This window comes from Hydrogenophaga aquatica (genome assembly GCF_054780915.1).
The window spans coordinates 493,718-508,972 of record NZ_BAAGVK010000011.1 but is presented as its reverse complement, the minus strand read 5'-3'; the positions used below and the strand labels follow the sequence as shown (position 1 = coordinate 508,972).

General features: G+C 64.3%; 15 protein-coding genes. 7 read left to right on the top strand and 8 right to left on the bottom strand.

Translation table 11 applies throughout. The features are described 5' to 3' along the window. Positions 1–12 precede the first annotated feature (12 nt). On the bottom strand, positions 13–618 hold the full coding sequence (locus tag ACYVHH_RS09775; protein WP_460564951.1) for an IMPACT family protein: 606 nt from the start codon (positions 616–618) through the stop codon (positions 13–15). Positions 619–702: 84 nt separating this feature from the next. Here ACYVHH_RS09775 and ACYVHH_RS09770 point away from each other — a divergent pair, with 84 nt between their 5' ends. Then, a complete protein-coding gene (locus ACYVHH_RS09770) occupies positions 703–1,665 on the top strand; it encodes an asparaginase (RefSeq protein WP_460564950.1) in 963 nt (320 codons plus the stop codon). Between the two features lie 69 nt (positions 1,666–1,734). Here the strand turns inward: ACYVHH_RS09770 and adk are convergent, their stop codons facing one another. The 6 genes from adk to ACYVHH_RS09740 all read right to left on the bottom strand — a co-directional run bounded on the left by adk (position 1,735) and on the right by ACYVHH_RS09740 (position 5,706). Further along, positions 1,735–2,391 carry an adenylate kinase gene (gene adk / locus ACYVHH_RS09765; RefSeq protein WP_460564949.1) on the bottom strand — a complete coding sequence of 219 codons (657 nt, stop codon included), beginning with the start codon at positions 2,389–2,391 and terminating at the stop codon, positions 1,735–1,737. A 156-nt stretch (positions 2,392–2,547) separates the two neighbouring features. After that, on the bottom strand, positions 2,548–3,333 hold the full coding sequence (gene kdsB, locus ACYVHH_RS09760; RefSeq protein WP_460564948.1) for a 3-deoxy-manno-octulosonate cytidylyltransferase: 786 nt from the start codon (positions 3,331–3,333) through the stop codon (positions 2,548–2,550). Next, positions 3,330–3,545: a Trm112 family protein gene (locus ACYVHH_RS09755; RefSeq protein WP_460564947.1), complete on the bottom strand. Its 216-nt coding sequence runs from the start codon at positions 3,543–3,545 to the stop codon at positions 3,330–3,332. The genes kdsB and ACYVHH_RS09755 overlap by 4 nt, the downstream gene beginning before the upstream one ends. Continuing rightward, on the bottom strand, positions 3,526–4,641 hold the full coding sequence (gene lpxK / locus ACYVHH_RS09750; RefSeq protein ID WP_460564946.1) for a tetraacyldisaccharide 4'-kinase: 1,116 nt from the start codon (positions 4,639–4,641) through the stop codon (positions 3,526–3,528). The genes ACYVHH_RS09755 and lpxK overlap by 20 nt, the downstream gene beginning before the upstream one ends. Continuing rightward, the gene (locus ACYVHH_RS09745) at positions 4,631–5,050 is read right to left on the bottom strand and encodes an ExbD/TolR family protein (RefSeq protein ID WP_460564945.1); all 420 of its coding nucleotides are present in this window, start codon (positions 5,048–5,050) and stop codon (positions 4,631–4,633) included. The genes lpxK and ACYVHH_RS09745 overlap by 11 nt, the downstream gene beginning before the upstream one ends. A gap of 20 nt (positions 5,051–5,070) precedes the next feature. After that, positions 5,071–5,706 (bottom strand): MotA/TolQ/ExbB proton channel family protein, encoded by a 636-nt coding sequence (locus ACYVHH_RS09740; RefSeq protein WP_460564944.1) that lies wholly within the window; start codon positions 5,704–5,706, stop codon positions 5,071–5,073. A 277-nt stretch (positions 5,707–5,983) separates the two neighbouring features. On the opposite strand from ACYVHH_RS09740, the gene xseA reads away from it, so the two are divergent. Continuing rightward, positions 5,984–7,288 carry an exodeoxyribonuclease VII large subunit gene (xseA, locus tag ACYVHH_RS09735; RefSeq protein ID WP_460564943.1) on the top strand — a complete coding sequence of 435 codons (1,305 nt, stop codon included), beginning with the start codon at positions 5,984–5,986 and terminating at the stop codon, positions 7,286–7,288. 49 nt (positions 7,289–7,337) lie between these two features. Continuing rightward, positions 7,338–7,919, top strand: coding sequence for a superoxide dismutase (locus ACYVHH_RS09730; protein ID WP_460564942.1), 582 nt, complete (start codon positions 7,338–7,340; stop codon positions 7,917–7,919). Positions 7,920–7,991: 72 nt separating this feature from the next. Here ACYVHH_RS09730 and ACYVHH_RS09725 read toward each other — a convergent pair whose 3' ends face one another. Beyond that, positions 7,992–8,498: a DUF192 domain-containing protein gene (locus ACYVHH_RS09725; RefSeq protein ID WP_460565274.1), complete on the bottom strand. Its 507-nt coding sequence runs from the start codon at positions 8,496–8,498 to the stop codon at positions 7,992–7,994. A gap of 113 nt (positions 8,499–8,611) precedes the next feature. Between ACYVHH_RS09725 and icd the strand changes: the two genes are divergently transcribed. From icd to clpA, 4 genes are all read left to right on the top strand, one after another. After that, the gene (icd, locus tag ACYVHH_RS09720; protein WP_460564941.1) at positions 8,612–9,865 is read left to right on the top strand and encodes an NADP-dependent isocitrate dehydrogenase; all 1,254 of its coding nucleotides are present in this window, start codon (positions 8,612–8,614) and stop codon (positions 9,863–9,865) included. Positions 9,866–10,110: 245 nt separating this feature from the next. Beyond that, complete coding sequence (locus ACYVHH_RS09715; protein WP_460564940.1) at positions 10,111–12,351, top strand: NADP-dependent isocitrate dehydrogenase; 2,241 nt, start codon at positions 10,111–10,113, stop codon at positions 12,349–12,351. 122 nt (positions 12,352–12,473) lie between these two features. Then, complete coding sequence (gene clpS, locus ACYVHH_RS09710) at positions 12,474–12,821, top strand: ATP-dependent Clp protease adapter ClpS (RefSeq protein ID WP_460564939.1); 348 nt, start codon at positions 12,474–12,476, stop codon at positions 12,819–12,821. A 78-nt stretch (positions 12,822–12,899) separates the two neighbouring features. Then, positions 12,900–15,245: an ATP-dependent Clp protease ATP-binding subunit ClpA gene (clpA, locus tag ACYVHH_RS09705; RefSeq protein ID WP_460564938.1), complete on the top strand. Its 2,346-nt coding sequence runs from the start codon at positions 12,900–12,902 to the stop codon at positions 15,243–15,245. Positions 15,246–15,255 lie beyond the last annotated feature (10 nt).

Sequence of the window (15,255 nt, the reverse complement as noted above, 5' to 3'; positions counted from 1 at the left end):
ATACTTCACATCTTAATCAACTGCGGCGCTGTCTTCCTTGAGCCAGCGAAGCTTGCCTTGTCCGCCTTCGTTCAGGCGTTCGACCAGGCCTGCGGCCAGGGGCTCGGGCAGGCGCCAGCGCAGCGTCACTTCGTCTGCGTGGCTCACGTCCAGCAGTTGGGCCTGGACGGCCTGCAGTTCGCGCCGCAGCCAGCCCTCCTGGGCGTACGGCACCTGGCAGACCAGGGTGGTCTGGCGTTCGCGGGCCACTTTGGGCGCGTCCAGCAGAGCCTGGGCCACCGCGTCGGTGTAGGCGCGCACCAGTCCGCCCGCGCCAAGCTTGACGCCGCCGAAATAGCGAACCACGGTGGCCAGCACCCCTTCCAGCTCCTGGTGGCGCAACACGTCCAGCATGGGGCGGCCGGCCGTGCCGCTGGGCTCGCCGTCATCCACGGCCGCCGACTGGCCGCCCGCAAGCAGCGCCCAGCACACGTGTGCCGCACCGGGGTGCTGCTGCCAGAGCTGCTGCACGATGGCCTGCGCCTCAGCCCGGCCTTCCACAGGCTGCACACAGGCAATGAAGCGGCTCTTCTTGATGACGAGCTCGTGGTGTACCGGATGGGGCAGGGTGAAGGCCATGGGGGCAGAAGCTTAACGGATGCGGGCGTGCCCAGCGGCTAGACTAGGCCCATCGATGATTCAGACAGTGCAGAGGAATGGGCAATGAAGGCGAACAAGCTGGTTGTGCTGGGCATGGGTGGCACGATTGCAGGGCGGGCAGCAAAGACGGCGGACCACGTGGGTTACGTGGCTGGCGAGGTGCCTGTTGGTGACCTGCTGGCGGGATTGCCCACCCCCGAGGGCGTGCAGGTGGGCTGCGAACAGGTGGCGCAGCTCGACAGCAAGGACATGGGCCCTGCCGCGTGGCGCGCCTTGCTGCAGCGTGTCGACGCCTGCCTGACCGACCCCGAGGTGAGAGGCGTCGTGGTGACGCACGGCACGGACACCCTGGAGGAAACGGCGTTCCTGCTGCAGGCCGTGCTGGCACCGGCCAAGCCTGTGGTGTTGACCTGTGCCATGCGGCCTTCCACGGCCCTGGTGCCAGATGGGCCGCAGAATCTGGTGGACGCCATGCAGGTGGCCAGCGAACCTGGCGCGCGTGGTGTGGTGGCCGTGTGTGCCGGGCAGGTGCATTCGGCGCGTCTGGTGCAGAAGGTGCACACCTACCGGACGGATGCCTTCGATTCCGGCGACGCAGGGCCTTTGGGTTTGGTGGAGGCCGGGCGGCTGACCCAGTGGCAGCCCTGGCCTTCCGAAACGCCTCCGGTGCCAGCCTTGCTGGAAAAGCTGTTGGCCGCGGCGGAATGGCCGCGTGTCGAGTGGGTCACCAGTCACGCGGGTGCGGATGGCCTGCTTGTGCGGGCGTTGCTCTCTCAGTCGCGTGAACCCGGTGTGCCGCCGCTGCGCGGCCTGGTGGTGGCTGGCACCGGCAACGGCACCCTCCATCAGGATCTGGAAGCCGCGTTGCTGCAGGCAGAAGCTGCTGGCGTGACCGTGTGGCGCACCACGCGTTGCGCCCGTGGGCGTGTCCTGGCCGCAGACCAGGCACGCTGGCCCACCGCGCCCGGGCAGCTGCCGCCAGCCAAGGCGCGTCTGGCGCTGCAGTTGCATCTGCTGTCACGCTGAGCGCCGGTTGCCCGTGCAAAACGAAACAAGCCCGGCATGCCGGGCTTGTTTCATGAGCATGATCCAGGGTCAGCTGGACAGTGCCTCGAATGCGCGGGAAGTGATGTCTTCCACGCTCCCGGTGCCGCTGATCTTGCGGTACTTGGGTGCGTTGCCGGGCTCCTTGGCGGCCCATTGGCTGTAATAGTCCACCAGCGGACGGGTCTGGTTGCTGTACACATCCAGCCGCTTCTTCACGGTTTCTTCCTTGTCGTCGTCGCGCTGCACCAGAGGCTCGCCGGTCACGTCGTCCTGGCCCTCGACCTTGGGTGGGTTGAACTTGACGTGGTAGGTGCGGCCCGAGGCCGGGTGGGAGCGGCGACCGCTCATGCGTTCGATGATGGCATCGAAAGGCACATCGATCTCCAGCACATAGTCCAGCTTCACGCCAGCCGCCTTCATGGCGTCGGCCTGCGGAATGGTGCGGGGGAAGCCGTCAAACAGGAAACCATTGGCGCAGTCTGCCTGGGCGATGCGGTCCTTGACCAGGTTGATGATCAGGTCGTCGCTGACCAGGCCGCCTGCGTCCATCACCTTCTTGGCTTCCAGGCCCAGAGGCGTGCCAGCCTTGACGGCGGCGCGCAGCATGTCGCCGGTGGAAATCTGGGGAATGCCGTACTTCTGGCAGATGAAGGTGGCCTGTGTGCCTTTGCCAGCGCCGGGCGCGCCCAACAGAATCAGTCTCATGACTTTCCTTTTCTTTCAAGTTTCAAATCTTCACGGCCAGCCTGTCTCCCAGGGCCGCTCCCTCTGGTACGGGTTCAACGCCCGAGGATAGCATGTGCTTACCCGACGCTGGCTTACAGCGCCCATACCCCGTGGGCTACCCGACGCCTGAGCCTCTCAGGTGCCCGTCACGAGGCGGCGGACCCGTTCCAGGTCTTCCGGCGTGTCCACGCCCGCACCGGGGGCCTGTTCGGCCACATGCACGGCAATGCGTTCACCGTGCCAGAGCACGCGCAGCTGTTCCAGCGATTCGCAGGTTTCCTGAGGACCAGGGGTGAGAGTGGGGAAGCGTTTGAGGAACCCCACTCGGTACCCGTAGATGCCGACGTGGCGCAGCGGTTGGGGGGCGGTGGGCACGGCTTTGATGCCTTCGTTCCAGGCCTGCGCCATGCCGTCTCGCCACCAGGGGATGGGGGCGCGGCTGAAATAGAGGGCGGTACGCTGCTTGTCCAGCACCACTTTCACGACATTCGGATTGGCGAAATCGGCCGGGGTGTCGATGGCGTGGGCGGCGGTGCTGACCACGCAGTCCGGCCGTTGCTGCAGCTCGCTGGCCACGGCCTGGATCAGCTCGGGGTCGATCAGGGGCTCGTCGCCCTGCACATTCACCACGATGGCGTCGTCTGGCAGACCGAGCAGGGTGCATGCTTCGGCGAGGCGGTCACTGCCGGAAGGGTGGTCCTGGCGGGTCAGCACCACGCTGATGCCGGCATCCTCGCAAGCCTTCACGATGCTGGGGTCGTCTGCGGCCACCACGCAACTGGCGGGCTGGCTCAGCGCCGCCCGGTGCGCCACGCGCACGATCATGGGCAGTCCGCCGATGTCGGCCAGCGGCTTGTTGGGCAGGCGAGTGGATGCCAGACGTGCCGGGATCAGCACGTGGAATGGGGCGGGGTGGTTCATGCCTCGTCCTGCGCGCTGGAACGGGGTGCGTCGCGTGAAGCTTCTTCCTCGGAAATCTCGCGGGCTTCGTTTTCCAGCAGGATCGGAATGCCGTCGCGGATGGGATAGGCGAGGCGCGCGCTGCGCGAAATGAGTTCCTGCGTGTCGCGGCGGTAGATCAGCGGGCCTTTGGTGACCGGGCAGACCAGCAATTCAAGGAGTTTGGCGTCCATGTGCCGATGATAGCCCCTCCAGTGCCGCATCCACGGCGTCATAAAACCCGGGGTCGGCTCGCATTACCAGGGGAACCGCCCAGACGTCCACGTCTGGCTTGCGGGACACCACGGGGAAGAGCTTGACCGCGTCCTTTTCCGTGCACAGCCAGGTGAAGCCTGACTGGGCGGCTTCCAGCAGCTGGGCTCCGGGCGCATGGTCGGGCAGGGGCAGAGTGGCATCCAGCTTCACACCACGCGCCTGCAGCATCGCGAAGAAGGCTTCTGGCTGCGCGATTCCCGCCAGCGCCCGAACGGTCATGCCCGCCGGTGGCGATGCAAAGTCCGCCAGCGGGCGGGAGCGTCCGTCGGGCGCCACCGACCGGTCAGCCAAGGTACGCAGGGCGCCGAATGCCGGCACATGCGACGGCATGTCCGGCAGCCGGACGGGCCGCACACCATCGCTGCTGTTGAGCAACGCCAGCATGGTTCCCTGGCCCCAGGGGCGGGCGGGCCAGGGCTCGCGCAGCATCCCGGCGGGCAGCAGCCAACCGTTGCCAACACCTCGTGCATCGAACACCACGATGGTCAGGTCGCGTGCCAGCGCCCAGTGTTGCATGCCGTCGTCGCTGATGATGATGTCCACCTCGGGGTGGAGGGCGAGCAGCCGCAGGCCTGCCTCGTACCGCCGCCGGCCGACGACCAAGGGTGCACCGGTCGCGCGCACGATCAGCATGGGCTCGTCGCCCACCAGCGAACTGTCGCTGTCGACGGTCACCTCGGTGCATTCCTCACCGCTTCGTCCATGGCCCCGGGATATGACGCCAGGTGTCCATCCCTTGCGGCGCAGATGTTCCACCAGCCCGGCCACGGTGGGGGTCTTGCCAGCGCCGCCCACGACCACGTTGCCCACCACCACCACGGGGACGGGGAGGCGGCGGGTGTGCTGCCAGCCCAGCTGGTATGCCAGCCGCCGTAGCTGCAGCAGGGCGGCATAGACCAGCGACAGGGGCCACAGCAGGCACGCCAGCGGTCCGCGGTTCAGCCACGCACGCCGCAGGTGCTCACCCGCGCGAAACGCTCTTGTCGCAGAGGAAGGGAGGTGTTCAGCGGGCACCGCTGCTCTGGGTGGCAAAGGTGATCTGGTTCAGGCCGCTGCGGCGGGCTGCGTCCATCACGTTGATCACAGCCTGGTGGGCCGCCGCCGCGTCGGCGCTGACGATGACCACCGGGTTGTTCTGGCCCGCGGCGGCATCGCTCATGGCGCGAACCAGCGCGTCCACGGACTGGCCGTCCAACAAGCGGCGGTTCACGGCATAGCGGCCATCTTGCGCCACGGTGACGACGATCTCCTTGGGCGCCTCGCGCATCTGTTCGGCGTCCGCCACGGGCAGGCTCACCTGTAGCTCTGCGAACTTGTTGTAGGTGGTCGTCAGCATCAGGAAGATGAGCACCACCAGCAGAATGTCGATGAACGGGATCAGGTTGATTTCAGGTTCTTCCCGGGAGCCGTTGCGAAAGTTCATGGTCGCCCCTTTTTGCTGGCTCAGCGGCGCAGCGTCAGGAGATGGTGCGCGAACCGCTCGGCCGCCACCTCCATCTGCAGCAGGTAGGCGTCCACGCGGGCGCGAAAGTACCGCCAGAAGATCAGGGCGGGAATGGCCACCATCAGGCCGAAAGCGGTGTTGTACAGCGCAATGGAAATGCCGTGGGCCAATTGCGCGGGGTTGCCGCCACCGGGGCTCATCCCGCCGTCTCCCCCTTGGGAGCCGAAGATTTCAATCATGCCGATCACCGTGCCCAGCAGCCCCAGCAATGGGGCCGCCGAGGCGATGGTGGCCAGCGCGCCGAGGTAGCGCTGCAACCTGGCAGCCGCCAGGCGCCCTGCGGATTCCAGCCCGGAACGCAGTTCGTCCTCGGTGGCCTGCGGGTGCTCGTTCAGGTGCCGGAAGCCTGCTGCAAGCATTTCGCCCATCACGGAGTTCTCGGACAGCTGCTCGACCACGGCCGGGGTGGGCACCCCCGCGCGCGACGCCATGATGGCTTCTTCGAGCAGCTGCGCGGGCGCCACCTTGGCCGTCTGCAGGCTCAGGAAGCGTTCGATGATCAGGGCCAGGCCGATGACGGAACATGCGATGAGGGGCCAAATTGGCCAGCCGGCGGCTTGTATGATGGACAGCAAAACGGGACTCCAGATGCGGGCAAAGCGTGCACAGGGTGATTGCCGCGCATTATGGCGCAGTGCCGTTGACTTGCTGCTGCCGAGGCTGTGGATAACTTTGTGTGTAAGTGGGTCCTGCCAGCCCTGGCGGCCGCGTGAAATCTGGGCTTTCTCGCTGCCCTTCGAGTGAGGTTCTGAAAAATGCCTTTGAAAACATATGCTTGCGAGACTCCTTGCGAGCACCGGACGAACGCCGTATCACGTGTTCCGCCCGGGCGTTTGTGTGGAAACATGCACTATGACTGAGCACGTTGGGCGAGGGTTGGAGGGGCGCTCCGCCTCTCAGGTGTGGGGGGTGGGGGCACTGCTGCGTGCCCTGGCCGACGCGCTGCAGGCGCGGTTCAACCCGGTGACGGTGCGCGGCGAGATTTCCGGTTTTTCACGAGCCGCCAGCGGCCATTGCTACTTCAGCCTGAAAGACGAACAAGGCCAGTTGCGTTGCGCCATGTTCCGCCGCGCCGCACAGACCAGCGGCCTGGAACTGCGCGATGGACTGCTGGTTGAGGCGCTGGGCCGCCTTGATGTGTATGGCCCGCGTGGCGACTTGCAACTCATTGTCGAAAGCGCCCGGCCAGCCGGGCAGGGTAATCTTTTTGAGCAGTTCATGCACCTGAAGGCGGAGCTGGAGGCGCAGGGCTACTTCGACGAATCGCGCAAGCGGGCCTTGCCAGCCATGCCGCACAGTGTCGGGGTGGTCACCTCGCTCGACGCGGCAGCCCTGCGCGATGTGGTGTCTACCTTGCGCCGCCGGGTGCCTAACCTGCCCGTGCGGATTTTCCCGTCGGCCGTTCAGGGCGAGCAGGCGCCTGCCGCCTTGTGCGCGGCCTTGGACAAGGCCTACATGCACCACGAGCGCACGGGCGAATGCGATGTGCTTCTGGTCGTCCGTGGTGGCGGTTCGCTGGAAGACCTGTGGGCGTTCAACAGCCCGGCGCTGGTGCGCAAGCTGGCCGATGCACCTATGCCCGTGATCAGCGGCGTGGGGCATGAGACCGATTTCACCCTGGCCGATTTTGTTGCCGATCTGCGTGCGCCCACGCCCACTGCTGCCGCCGAGCTTTGCGCACCGGCACGCGACACCCTGCTGCGCGGGCTCGACAACCTGGCTGGCAAGCTCAACGATACCGTCTGGCGGACCTTTGACACCCGTGCACAGAGGTTGGACAGGCTGGCTCAGCGGCTGGGGCGGCCTTCGCAGCGGTTGGGGGACGAGCGCTCCCGCCTGTCTGGCCTGGCACACCGGCTGCAGCGCATTGCCGCGCTGCGTCTGGACCGCGAGCGCGGCAACGTGCAGCGGCAGGCGCAGGGCTGGCCACAGGCCTTGCAGCGCGATCTGCAGCGCCAGACCCGCCTGCTGGAGCAGGCACAGGCCCGGCTGGCCTTGCTGGACCCGCGGCTGGTGCTGCAACGGGGTTATGCATGGTTGACCGACACCCAGGGCCAGGCGTTGACCAGCGTTGCCCAGGTGGAAGCGGGTCAGGACGTCCAGGCCGTGTTGGCCGATGGAACGCTCGATTTGACCGTGAAGGCTGCAAGGCCGTGACTTGTTTCCTACAATCGTCGGCTGTTTTAACCAACCAGAGGAAGAAGACATGGAACACACCTTGCCCCCGCTCCCCTTTGCCATTGACGCGCTGGAGCCGCACTACTCCAAGGAGACACTGGAGTACCACCACGGCAAGCACCACAACGCCTATGTCGTGAACCTGAACAACCTGCAGAAGGGCACCGAGTTCGAGAGCATGGACCTGGAGTCCATCGTCAAGAAGTCCAGCGGCGGTATCTACAACAACGCTGCCCAGATCTGGAACCACACCTTCTTCTGGAATTGCATGAAGCCCAACGGCGGCGGCGAGCCCACTGGCGCGCTGGCAGCAGCCATCAACGCCAAGTGGGGCAGCTACGCGGCTTTCCGCGAAGCCTTCGTCAAGAGCGCCGTGGGCAACTTCGGCTCTGGCTGGACCTGGCTGGTGAAGAAGGCCGACGGTTCCGTGGACATCGTCAACACCGGTGCGGCCGGCACCCCGCTGACCACTGCTGACAAGGCCCTGCTGACCGTGGACGTGTGGGAGCACGCCTACTACATCGACTACCGTAACCTGCGGCCGAAGTTCGTCGAGACCTTCCTGGACAAGCTGGTCAACTGGTCTTTCGCAGAAGCCAACTTCGCCTGATCGCGCTGTTTCGCCAGAAAAAACGCTGCCCCGGCAACGGCGCAGCGTTTTTTCATGCCCGGGCAGGAAAGGTCACTTCGGCTGGAATGGCGTGCCGCCCAGCTTGAAGCCTGCCTTCAGTCCGCGCTTGGCAAACCAGCCCTGGTTCATCTCCAGCACATAGCGTACCGGTTGCTCCGAGCAGTGCGAATCGGTGGTCTGCGGCTTCATGTCGGCCAGGTTGACGATGGTGCCGTCATCCGCGACGAAGGCCGCCGTCAGCGGGATGAGGGTGTTCTTCATCCAGAAACACTGTGTGGCAGGCTGCTCGAAGACGAACAGCATACCCTCGTGGCCCGGCATTTCCTGCCGCCACATCAGGCCCACCGCGCGCTGCTCCGGCGTGGCCGCCACCTGGGCGTCTATGCGGTGCATGCCAGCGCTCAACTGCACCCGTGGCAAGTGCATCTGCGGCGCCTGTGCCTGCGCGGGCAGAAAGCTCAGGCAGGCCAGCGCGGCCAGCAGCCAGCGGCCCAGGAATGAGGGGACGGAGTGCGCTGAACGGGTTGGCCGCGTTGCTGCCTGCAAGGTGTGTTTCATGGCGGGGTTCTTGGTGTTCATGCCGGTCAGGCCCATGCCTGTTTTGGGCATAGAATTTTAGGCTGACTCCCTTTGTGGGGCGTCCATTCCCAATCACCGGAGACCTGCTTCTCATGTACCAGCACATCAAGGTGCCCGCGCAAGGCCAGAAGATCACCGTCAACGCCGACATGTCGCTCAACGTGCCGGCCGAGCCCATCATTCCCTACATCGAGGGCGACGGTACCGGCTTTGACATCACCCCGGTCATGCTGAAGGTGGTGGACGCCGCTGTCGAAAAGGCCTACGGCGGCAAGCGCAAGATCCACTGGATGGAGGTTTACGCGGGCGAGAAGTCGACCAAGGTCTACGGCCCGGACGTATGGCTGCCCGAGGAAACCCTGGCGGTGCTGAAGGAATACGTGGTGTCCATCAAGGGCCCGCTGACCACGCCTGTCGGCGGCGGCATCCGCTCGCTGAACGTGGCGCTGCGCCAGGAACTGGACCTCTACGTCTGCCTGCGCCCGGTGCAGTACTTCCGTGGCGTGCCGTCCCCGGTCAAGGAGCCCGAGAAGACCAACATGGTCATCTTCCGCGAAAACTCCGAGGACATCTACGCAGGCATCGAATACCCCGCGCAAAGCGACAAGGCTAAGAAGCTCATCAAGTTCCTGCAGGAGGAAATGGGCGTCACCAAGATCCGCTTCCCCGAGACCTCGGGCATCGGCATCAAGCCCGTGTCCATTGAAGGCACCGAGCGCCTGGTGCGCAAGGCCATCCAGTACGCCATCGACAACGACAAGCCCAGCGTCACACTCGTGCACAAGGGCAACATCATGAAGTTCACCGAAGGCGGCTTCCGCGACTGGGGCTATGCGCTGGCCCAGCGCGAGTTCGGCGCGGAACTGATCGATGGCGGCCCTTGGTGCAAGTTCAAGAACCCCAAGACGGGGCGTGACATCATCATCAAGGACGTCATTGCCGACGCATTCCTGCAGCAGATCCTGACGCGCCCTGCCGAGTACTCGGTCGTGGCCACGCTCAACCTGAACGGCGACTACATCTCCGACGCCCTCGCGGCGCAGGTGGGCGGCATTGGCATCGCGCCCGGCGCCAACATGAGCGACTCGGTCGCCTGCTTCGAGGCCACGCATGGCACGGCGCCCAAGTACGCGGGCAAGGACTATGTCAACCCGGGCTCCGAAATCCTCTCCGCCGAAATGATGCTGCGCCACATGGGCTGGAAGGAGGCTGCCGACCTCATCATCTCCTCCATGGAGCAGGCCATCCTGTCCAAGAAGGTGACTTACGACTTCGCCCGCCTGATGGAGGGTGCGACCCAGGTCAGCTGCTCGGGCTTTGGGCAGGTGATGATCGACAACATGTGATTTCAGGCGCTTTGGCCGCCGTTGCTGCATGTCCGGGCCGAGGGGCTTTGTCCCTCGGCTTTTTTCATGTGCTATTCATCACGAACATCATGGCTGTAAGGGATATGTCGGCGCTTATGACCGATAATGCCGGGTTGTATCGGCACATTGCAGCAAGATATTGCGCCATGTGAAAAACAAGGATTCACGAAGACAAGCCCCGGGTCAGGCCCGGTTTGCCACAAGCCCCTCACGAGGATTCCCCCATGTCTGCACAGAAGCCCCAGATCATCTACACGCTCACCGATGAAGCGCCCCGTCTGGCGACGGCATCATTCCTGCCGATCATCCGCACCTTCACCGAGCCGGCAGGCGTCGAAGTCGTGGAAGGTGACATTTCCGTGGCGGCCCGCATCCTGGGTGAGTTCCCCGATTTCCTGCGCGAAGACCAGCGCGTGCCCAACACCCTCGCCGAGCTGGGCAAGAAGACGCTGCAGCCCGACGCCAACATCATCAAGCTGCCCAACATCAGCGCATCCGTTGCGCAGCTGATGGCCGCCATCAAGGAACTGCAGGCCAAGGGCTATGCAGTGCCGGACTTCCCCGAGAACCCCAAGACCGACGAGGAAAAGGCCATCAAGGCCCGCTACGGCAAGTGCCTGGGTTCCGCCGTGAACCCGGTGCTGCGTGAAGGCAACTCCGACCGCCGCGCCCCCAAGGCCGTGAAGGAATACGCCCGCAAGAACCCGCACAGCATGGCCGAGTGGAGCCAGGCTTCGCGCTCGCACGTATCGCACATGCACGCTGGTGACTTCTACCACGGCGAAAAGTCCATGACCCTGGACCGCGCCCGCGACGTCAAGATGGAGCTGATCACCAAGAGCGGCAAGACCATCGTCCTGAAGCCCAAGGTCTCTTTGCTTGACCGCGAAGTCATCGACTCGATGTTCATGAGCAAGAAGGCCCTGCTGGCCTTCTACGAAAAGGAAATTGAAGACGCGCGCAAGACGGGCGTGATGTTCTCCCTGCACGTCAAGGCCACGATGATGAAGGTGTCCCACCCCATCGTGTTTGGCCACTGCGTCAAGATCTTCTACAAGGAAGCCTTCGAGAAGCACGGCAAGCTGTTCGACGAACTGGGTGTGAACGTCAACAACGGCATGGTCAACCTGTACGACAAGATCGCCACGCTGCCCACGGCCAAGCGTGAGGAGATCATGCGCGACCTGCACGCCTGCCACGAGCACCGCCCTGAACTCGCCATGGTGGATTCCGCCAAGGGCATCACCAACTTCCATTCGCCCAACGATGTGATCGTGGACGCCTCCATGCCCGCCATGATCCGCAACGGCGGCAAGATGTGGGGTGCCGATGGCCGCCTGAAGGACGTGAAGGCTGTGATGCCCGAGTCCACCTTCGCCCGCATCTACCAGGAGATGATCAACTTCTGCAAGTGGCATGGCGCTTTCGACCCGAAGACCATGGGCACGGTGCCCAACGTCGGCCTGATGGCCCAGCAGGCCGAGGAATACGGCTCGCACGACAAGACTTTTGAAATCCCCGAAGACGGCGTGGCCAACATCACCGACATCAATACCGGTGAAGTGCTGATGAGCCAGAACGTCGAGGAAGGCGACATCTGGCGCATGTGCCAGGTGAAGGACGCCGCCATTCGCGACTGGGTGAAGCTGGCCGTCAACCGTGCCCGCAACTCCGGCATGCCCGTGGTGTTCTGGCTGGACAGCTACCGCCCGCACGAGGCACAGCTGATCACCAAGGTCAAGATGTACCTGCACGAGCACGACACCACTGGCCTGGACATCCAGATCATGAGCCAGGTTCGTGCGATGCGTTACACGCTGGAGCGCGTGATCCGTGGCCTGGACACCATCAGCGCCACCGGCAACATCCTGCGCGACTACCTGACCGACCTGTTCCCCATCATGGAGTTGGGCACCTCGGCCAAGATGCTGTCCATCGTGCCCCTGATGGCTGGCGGCGGCATGTACGAAACGGGCGCTGGCGGCTCCGCCCCCAAGCACGTGCAGCAGCTGGTGGAGGAAAACCACCTGCGCTGGGATTCGCTGGGTGAGTTCCTGGCCCTGGCGGTGAGCCTGGAAGACCTGGGCATCAAGAACGGCAACCCGCGTGCCAAGCTGCTGGCCAAGACGCTGGATGCCGCCACCGGCAAGCTGCTGGACAACAACAAGGGGCCGTCTCCCAAGACCGGCCAGCTGGACAACCGCGGCAGCCAGTTCTACCTGGCCATGTACTGGGCACAGGAACTGGCCACCCAGACCGAGGATGCTGAAATGGCCGCCAAGTTCGCCCCGCTGGCCAAGGCCCTGGCCGAGAACGAAGCCAAGATCCTCGAGGAACTCAATGCAGTGCAGGGCCAGCCCGCTGACATCGGCGGCTACTACCTGCCTGACAGTGCAAAGCTGGCAACGGTGATGCGCCCGAGCGCGACGTTCAACGCCGCCCTGGAGTCGCTGCGCGCCGCCTGACGCCCGCAGGGTCTTTCGCACCGGCCACCGCTCCCTTGCCAGGGCGGTGGCTTTTTCTTTTTTTGGGCTCCCTGGCTGCGCAGTCAGCAGGGAAATGGCAGCTCTCGCTAGAATCAAAAATCATGGCTACCACACCCAAACAACCAGACCTCAAACCTTCGGTGCCCGGCGGCGGCGACTCCGTCGTTCTGGAACGCAAGGCGCAGCGCGTCGAGCCGCCGAAGATGTTCCAGGTCGTCTTGCTGAACGACGATTTCACGCCCATGGAATTTGTTGTTCTCGTGCTGCAGGAGTACTTCAACAAAGACAGAGAAACTGCCACCCAGATCATGCTCAAGATTCATGTCGAAGGCAGGGGGGTGTGCGGCGTTTTCACGCGCGACGTGGCGACCACCAAGGTGGAGCAGGTGCTGCAGGCAGCACGCCATGCCGGGCACCCGTTGCAGTGTCTCAGCGAACCCGTTGAATAAAGGGGGAAATGCCCCATTTGCATGAAACCGGCGGCCAGATTCGCTGTAAATTAGAGACTCGTTTTAAGGAAGTGCCCCATGATTGCCCAGGAACTTGAAGTCAGCTTGCACATGGCCTTTGTCGAGGCCCGGCAACAACGGCACGAATTCATCACCGTCGAGCACCTGCTGCTCGCCTTGCTGGACAACCCCAGTGCCGCCGAGGTGCTGCGTGCCTGCTCCGCGAACGTTGACGATTTGCGCAAATCGTTGACCAATTTCATCAAAGACAACACGCCGCAGGTGGCTGGCACCGAGGAGGTGGACACCCAGCCCACGCTCGGTTTCCAGCGAGTCATCCAGCGCGCCATCATGCACGTGCAGTCCACGGGCAATGGCAAGAAGGAAGTCACTGGCGCCAACGTGCTGGTGGCCATCTTCGGTGAGAAGGACTCCCATGCCGTGTATTACCTGCACCAGCAGGGCGTCACCCGGCTGGACGTGGTCAACTTCATTGCCCACGGCATCCGCAAGAGCGACCCGCCCGAGCCCACCAAGCCGGCCGAAGGCGGTGGCGCGGCAGAGAACGAGGAGGGCGGCGAGGCCAAGGGCAACGAGAAGGCCTCCCCCCTGGAGCAGTTCACCCAGAACCTGAACCAGGCCGCCAAGGATGGCAAGATCGATCCGCTCATCGGCCGTGAGTACGAGGTCGAGCGCGTGATCCAGATCCTGTGCCGACGCCGCAAGAACAACCCGCTGCTGGTGGGCGAGGCCGGTGTGGGCAAGACCGCCATCGCCGAGGGCCTGGCTTGGCGCATCGTCCAGAAGGACGTGCCCGAGATCCTGGCCGAAGCGAACGTGTACTCGCTGGACATGGGCGCGCTGCTGGCTGGTACCAAGTACCGCGGCGATTTTGAGCAACGCCTTAAAGGAGTGCTCAAGACGCTGAAGGACAAGCCCAACGCCATCCTGTTCATCGACGAGATCCACACCCTGATCGGTGCGGGTGCGGCTTCTGGCGGGACGCTGGACGCTTCCAACCTGCTCAAGCCCGCGCTGTCCAGCGGCCAGCTCAAGTGCATCGGCGCCACCACCTTCACCGAGTACCGCGGCATCTTCGAGAAAGACGCCGCGCTCAGCCGCCGCTTCCAGAAGGTTGACGTGGTGGAACCCACGGTGGAGCAGACGGTGGACATCCTCAAGGGCCTGAAGTCCCGTTTCGAGGAGCACCACAGCGTCAAGTACGCCAACGCCGCGCTGCAGGCTGCGGCAGAGTTGAGCGCGAAGTACATCAACGACCGCCACCTGCCCGACAAGGCCATCGACGTGATCGACGAGGCTGGTGCCGCGCAGCGCATCCAGGTGCCGTCCAAGCGCAAGAAAACCATTGGCAAGGCCGAGATCGAGGAGATCGTCGCCAAGATCGCCCGCATTCCGCCCGCCAACGTGTCCAGTGACGACCGTGGCAAGCTGCAGAACCTGGAGCGTGACCTCAAGGCCGTGGTGTTCGGGCAGGACAAGGCGCTGGATGCGCTGGCTTCCGCCGTGAAGATGTCGCGTTCCGGCCTGGGCAAGCCCGACAAGCCGATCGGCGCCTTCCTGTTCAGCGGTCCCACGGGCGTTGGCAAGACGGAAGCGGCCAAGCAGCTGGCCTACATCCTGGGCATCGAGCTGATCCGCTTCGACATGTCCGAGTACATGGAACGCCACGCCGTTAGCCGCCTGATCGGCGCGCCTCCGGGCTATGTGGGTTTCGACCAGGGCGGCCTGCTCACCGAAGCGGTGACCAAGAAGCCACACTGCGTGCTGCTGCTCGACGAGATCGAAAAGGCGCACCCGGACATCTTCAACGTGCTGCTGCAGGTCATGGACCACGGCACGCTGACCGACAACAACGGACGCAAGGCCGACTTCCGCAACGTCATCATCATCATGACGACGAACGCGGGGGCCGAGACGATGAACAAGGCCACCATCGGTTTCACCACCGAGAGGCAGGCTGGCGACGAGATGGCCGACATCAAGCGCCTGTTCACCCCTGAGTTCCGCAACCGGCTGGACGCCATCGTCAGCTTCAAGGCGCTGGACGAGCAGATCATTCTGCGCGTGGTCGACAAGTTCCTGCTGCAGCTGGAGCAACAGCTGTCGGAGAAGAAGGTGGAGGTCACCTTCACCGACACGCTGCGCAAGCACCTGGCCAAGAAGGGGTTCGACCCGCTCATGGGTGCTCGCCCCATGCAGCGCCTGATCCAGGACACCATCCGCCGCGCGCTGGCCGACGAGCTTCTGTTCGGCCGCCTGACCGAAGGTGGCCGCCTGACGGTCGACATCGACACCACCGTGGAGGACAAGCCCGAGGTCAAGCTAGACATCCAGCCGCTGCTGAAGAAAGAGCGTCACGCAAAGTCGGAGCCGGCAGAACCGGAAGAGGCTACGGCAGACTGACGGTCGAGCC

Excerpts from the sequence above, each read along its gene's own strand:
- ACYVHH_RS09775 (WP_460564951.1), bottom strand. The coding sequence starts at position 618 with ATGGCCTTCACCCTGCCCCATCCGGTACACCACGAGCTCGTCATCAAG.
- ACYVHH_RS09770 (WP_460564950.1), top strand. The coding sequence starts at position 703 with ATGAAGGCGAACAAGCTGGTTGTGCTGGGCATGGGTGGCACGATTGCA.
- adk (WP_460564949.1), bottom strand. The coding sequence starts at position 2,391 with ATGAGACTGATTCTGTTGGGCGCGCCCGGCGCTGGCAAAGGCACACAG.
- kdsB (WP_460564948.1), bottom strand. The coding sequence starts at position 3,333 with ATGAACCACCCCGCCCCATTCCACGTGCTGATCCCGGCACGTCTGGCA.
- ACYVHH_RS09755 (WP_460564947.1), bottom strand. The coding sequence starts at position 3,545 with ATGGACGCCAAACTCCTTGAATTGCTGGTCTGCCCGGTCACCAAAGGC.
- ACYVHH_RS09745 (WP_460564945.1), bottom strand. The coding sequence starts at position 5,050 with ATGAACTTTCGCAACGGCTCCCGGGAAGAACCTGAAATCAACCTGATC.
- xseA (WP_460564943.1), top strand. The coding sequence starts at position 5,984 with ATGACTGAGCACGTTGGGCGAGGGTTGGAGGGGCGCTCCGCCTCTCAG.
- ACYVHH_RS09730 (WP_460564942.1), top strand. The coding sequence starts at position 7,338 with ATGGAACACACCTTGCCCCCGCTCCCCTTTGCCATTGACGCGCTGGAG.
- ACYVHH_RS09725 (WP_460565274.1), bottom strand. The coding sequence starts at position 8,498 with ATGAAACACACCTTGCAGGCAGCAACGCGGCCAACCCGTTCAGCGCAC.
- icd (WP_460564941.1), top strand. The coding sequence starts at position 8,612 with ATGTACCAGCACATCAAGGTGCCCGCGCAAGGCCAGAAGATCACCGTC.
- ACYVHH_RS09715 (WP_460564940.1), top strand. The coding sequence starts at position 10,111 with ATGTCTGCACAGAAGCCCCAGATCATCTACACGCTCACCGATGAAGCG.
- clpS (WP_460564939.1), top strand. The coding sequence starts at position 12,474 with ATGGCTACCACACCCAAACAACCAGACCTCAAACCTTCGGTGCCCGGC.
- clpA (WP_460564938.1), top strand. The coding sequence starts at position 12,900 with ATGATTGCCCAGGAACTTGAAGTCAGCTTGCACATGGCCTTTGTCGAG.